Source organism: Pseudomonas sp. K5002 (assembly GCF_013386655.1).
Lineage (GTDB): Bacteria > Pseudomonadota > Gammaproteobacteria > Pseudomonadales > Pseudomonadaceae > Aquipseudomonas.
Window position 1 is genome coordinate 1 of sequence record NZ_JACARK010000596.1, and the last position, 4155, is coordinate 4155.

Here is a 4155-nt window from a genome sequence, read left to right on the forward strand (position 1 = left end):
CAACAGGCTGCGCAAGCGCCGCACCGTGGTGCGCAGATCATGCAGGGCCTCGTCGTCCGTGACGGCGGCGAGGCGCGCCTGGCAGCTCAGTAACCCAACTTCCAGGCCGATGACCTGCGCGACTAGCTGATCGACCAAGGCTGACATCCTTTCCTCCTCAATGATTAAACCTTCGGGCTTGAGGCCGCCGACGCCGCCTCGTTGCACTCGACAACTGCTACGCGGGGTTAGCGCCCTGCGCGCGACTCACGAATATAGAAGCGGGCTTTCTCGGCCTTGGTCGAGCAGCCTTCGAAGGCTTCGAACTGCTGCTGGGTCTTGGCGCCAGTCAACAACGATAGAGCCTTGGAGTAACTCACGGTGCCGGCGAAACCTTCGGCCTTGGCCAGGTCCAGCTCGTGCCACGCAGCGTCCAGTTGCGTGCCGCAGCTGTCGCGATAAGCGGTTTTCCCGGCACAACCGGCCAGGGCCAACACGATCACAGGCACACACATCCAGGCTTTCATCAAATGACACCTCAAGAAAAGAAAAAACAGTCACAGGTGTAGACGTTGCCTACACCGAAAAGTGCCTTATCCGACTGCCTGAATCCGCAGTCCCGATTGCCAGAGCATACCCGAGCGTGGTGGCCCGCTCGCGAAAATAATCGGTTGTGACAGTGATGATTGAAGCGCGCCCCTCGATGGGTGCATTGTGGTCACCTGTTTTGCGAAGGATCAGGTCATGAAGAAACGTGTTGCATTGGTGCTGGGCTCCGGCGGCGCCCGGGGCTACGCCCATATCGGCGTGATCGAGGAAATCGAAAAACGCGGCTATGACATCGCCTGCATCGCCGGCTGTTCCATGGGTGCGGTGGTGGGTGGGATCTATGCTGCGGGTAAGCTGGACGAGTACCGAAACTGGATCGAAAGTCTCGACTACCTGGACGTGCTGCGCTTGGTAGACGTGAGCTTTCGCCTGGGGGCGATTCGTGGCGAGAAGGTGTTCGGGCAGATCCGCAAGATCGTCGGCGAGATCAATATCGAAGACCTGCGCATTCCCTACACCGCCGTGGCCACGGACCTGACCAACCAGCAGGAAATCTGGTTCCAGGAAGGCTGCCTGCACCAGGCCATGCGGGCCTCGGCGGCGATTCCCAGCCTGTTCACCCCGGTGATGCAGGGCAATCGCATGCTGGTGGACGGCGGCTTGCTGAACCCTCTGCCGATCGTGCCGGTGGTGTCGAGCCACTGCGACCTGATCATTGCGGTCAACCTCAACTCCACCAACCAGAAGCACTACAAGCTTCCGGTGATCCAGCGTCCGCCGGCGTTCAGGAGCCGCTTCGACAACCTGGTGCGCTCACTGGGTTCGCACTTGCCGTTTCGGCGCAAGCAGGCCGAGCAGTTATTGATGCTGGAACAGGAAGCGCTGCTGGCCCAGGCTGCCGATATCAACCCGTGGCTGGACTCTGCCGAACCCGAGGCGCAACAACCGGCGGCGGCACCGGAAAAGGCCGGGGCGCCAAAGTCGGCGACCGGCTCGTTCATCATCGATAACGTGGGGCCTGCATCGCTGCTGGATTTGATCAACCAGAGCTTCGAGGTAATGCAGACGTCATTGGCACAGTACAAGATCGCCGGGTATCCGCCGGATATTCTGATCAACGTGCCGAAGCGCGTGTGCCGGTTTTTCGAGTTTTACAAAGCGCCGGAGTTGATCGCGCTGGGGCGGGAGATCGCGAGCGATACGCTGGATCGTTACGAGAGCGAGCAACACTGAGGTTTGATAAGCAGGGCTTGTGTGGCGAGGGAGCTTGCTCCCTCGCCACAGGTGAGCTAACGCTTCAGGCTTCGGTGTTCAATAGCCGATACCCAACACCGGCCTCAGTCACGATAAACCGTGGTTGGGTCGGATCATCCGCCAGTTTCTGGCGCAGATGCCCCACCACAATCCGCAGGTAATGGCTGTCTTCGGTATGGGTCGGGCCCCAGATATCCTTGAGCAGTTGCTGCTGGGTGATCACCCGCCCGGGATGCCGCGCCAGTTGCGCCAGTACCGCGTATTCCTTGCGGGTCAGCGCCACTTCGACACCGTCCAGCAGCACCCGCCGATAAGCCAGGTCTACCGTCAGCGGGCCAAAACGTAGTGCCGCTTCCTGGGCCTCCCCCGCCGGCGCCTGGCGCAACAACGCCCGCACCCGTGCAAGAAACTCCTGGATGCCAAATGGCTTGGTCACATAGTCATTGGCGCCGTTGTCCAGCGCCTCGACTTTTTGCACTTCACTGGCTCGCACCGACAACACCAGTACCGGTACCGTGGACCACTCACGAAACTCGCGCAGCACCTGCTGGCCGTCCATGTCCGGCAGGCCGAGGTCAAGCACCAGCAGGTCCGGTTTACTCAAGGCGGCCTGCGCCAGGCCTTCGTTGCCGGTGCCGGCCTCGATCACTTTGTAGCCCTGGGAGGCCAGGCTGATACGCAAGAACTTGCGGATCTGCGGTTCGTCGTCAATGACCAAAATCGTCGCAGTCTGGCTCATGGTGTCCAATCAAAATCCGTGAAGAAAAGAGGGTAGCTCAAGGTTCGCTTTCCAGGCCAGGCTGGGCCTGCAATGGCAGGAATAAAGTGATGCAGGTGCCACGGCCCTCAATGCCGTCGGCCACGCTGATATGCCCGCCGTGGGCGCCGACCATGCCCTGGCAGATCGCCAGGCCGAGCCCGGTGCCCTGCCCGCCGCGATCCCCCCTGGCGGCGGTGTAGAACATATCGAAAATCTTCGCCCGCTCCTCCTCGGGAATCCCCGGTCCCTCATCGGCAACAGCAAAAAACAACTGGTTATCCTGCACGCCCGCGCTGAGTTTCAGCCGGCCTTGTGGCGGCGAGAAGCGTGCGGCATTTTCCAGTACGTTGACCAGTGCCTGCTCGATCAACGCGGCATGCACGTAGAGCAGCGGCAGCTCGGGCGGCACGTCGGTGATCACCTGCAGCGGCGCCAATACCGCACGCAAGCGGCCCAGGGAGCTGCCGACGATATCGCCGGGTGACACCCAGTCCCGCGCCAGCTTCAGCGCGCCGTGGCCCAGACGAGTCATGTCCAGCAGGTTCTGGATGTAGCGATCCAGGCGCTCAGCCTCATCGCGAGTGCCTTCCAGCAGCTCCCGGCGATCTTCCAGGGGAATCGCCTCGCCGAGGGCCAGCAGGCTGTCGATGCTGCCACGCATGGAGGTCAGCGGTGTGCGCAAATCGTGAGACACCGAAGCCAGCAAGGCGCTGCGCAATTGCTCGGTTTCGCCGTGCAGGCGCGCGGCTTCCAGCTCCTGGCCGAGTTGTGCACGGGCCAGGGCTTGAGCCAATGGCTGGCTCAAGGCCGTGAGCAGGCGACGGCGCTGGCCGCTCAGTTCAAGCCCGGCCTTCGGGCTGACCCCCAGCAGACCCAACGGGCCTTCTTCGCTGGACAACGGCCACCACCACCAGCGCCCGAACGGCAAGGTGCCGGTGCCCATGCCGGCCGGCTGATCGTGCTGCCAGGCCCAGTCGGCGGCGGCGCGTTCGGCTTCGGTAAAGGTGATCGGGCCACCGGTCTCGACCTTCCAGTCTCCCTGCCCGTCGCGGTTGAGCAGGCACAATTGCAGGTCGCTCCAGCCTTCCAGATGATGCGCGGCTGCACTGATCACTGCCTGGCGATCGGTGGCGGCGGTGAGTTTGCGGGACAGGTCGAGCAGCTCGGTGGTTTCTTCCTGGGTATCGCGCAGCGCCTGCAACTGCCGGCGCTGGCGTGCAGCGAGATTACCGGTGAGCGCCGCCATCAGCAGGAAGAACAACAGCGTCAGCACGTCTTCTTCACGCTGGATCGCGAAGGAGAAATTCGGCGGGATGAACAGGAAGTCGTAGCTCAGGAATGACAGCGCCGCACACGCCAGCGCCGGCCCCAGGCTACTGCGCACCGCCACCAGCAATACGGCGGCGAGGAACACCAGCGAGATATTCGGCAACGGCAAGGCACTGGCGACGCCCCAAGCGACCGCCGCCGCAATCACGGTTGCCACCACCGCCAGGGCATAGTCAAACCACACCAGCCCGCGTACATCCGGCAAGCGTGGCGGAGCCGGCACTTCGTCACTGTCGAGGACGTTGATTTCCAGGCCCCGTGCATTGCGCAGCAGGCGTGCCGCC

4 protein-coding genes and 1 pseudogene are annotated in these 4155 nt (G+C 62.6%); 1 reads left to right on the forward strand and 4 read right to left on the reverse strand.

Annotated elements, in window-relative coordinates; translation table 11 throughout:
• Nucleotides 1–147 (reverse strand): annotated as a pseudogene (locus tag HX846_RS24355) (metal-chelation protein CHAD); the annotation flags it as partial.
• An 80-nt stretch (nucleotides 148–227) separates the two neighbouring features.
• Nucleotides 228–506 (reverse strand): hypothetical protein, encoded by a 279-nt coding sequence (locus HX846_RS24360; protein ID WP_003218744.1) that lies wholly within the window; start codon nucleotides 504–506, stop codon nucleotides 228–230.
• Nucleotides 507–723: 217 nt separating this feature from the next.
• Between HX846_RS24360 and HX846_RS24365 the strand changes: the two genes are divergently transcribed.
• Complete coding sequence (locus HX846_RS24365) at nucleotides 724–1761, forward strand: patatin-like phospholipase family protein (protein ID WP_008437733.1); 1038 nt, start codon at nucleotides 724–726, stop codon at nucleotides 1759–1761.
• Nucleotides 1762–1825: 64 nt separating this feature from the next.
• Here the strand turns inward: HX846_RS24365 and HX846_RS24370 are convergent, their stop codons facing one another.
• Together HX846_RS24370 and HX846_RS24375 are read right to left on the reverse strand one after the other, a co-directional pair.
• A complete protein-coding gene (locus HX846_RS24370) occupies nucleotides 1826–2521 on the reverse strand; it encodes a response regulator (protein ID WP_003218747.1) in 696 nt (231 codons plus the stop codon).
• Nucleotides 2522–2558: 37 nt separating this feature from the next.
• Nucleotides 2559–4155 (reverse strand): DUF4118 domain-containing protein (locus tag HX846_RS24375; RefSeq protein WP_178966243.1); only part of this gene is annotated, 1597 nt, incomplete at its 5' end.

Bases quoted from the DNA above. Each gene is read 5' to 3' on its own strand.
- HX846_RS24360 (WP_003218744.1), bottom strand. From the start codon at position 506: ATGAAAGCCTGGATGTGTGTGCCTGTGATCGTGTTGGCCCTGGCCGGT.
- HX846_RS24365 (WP_008437733.1), top strand. From the start codon at position 724: ATGAAGAAACGTGTTGCATTGGTGCTGGGCTCCGGCGGCGCCCGGGGC.
- HX846_RS24370 (WP_003218747.1), bottom strand. From the start codon at position 2,521: ATGAGCCAGACTGCGACGATTTTGGTCATTGACGACGAACCGCAGATC.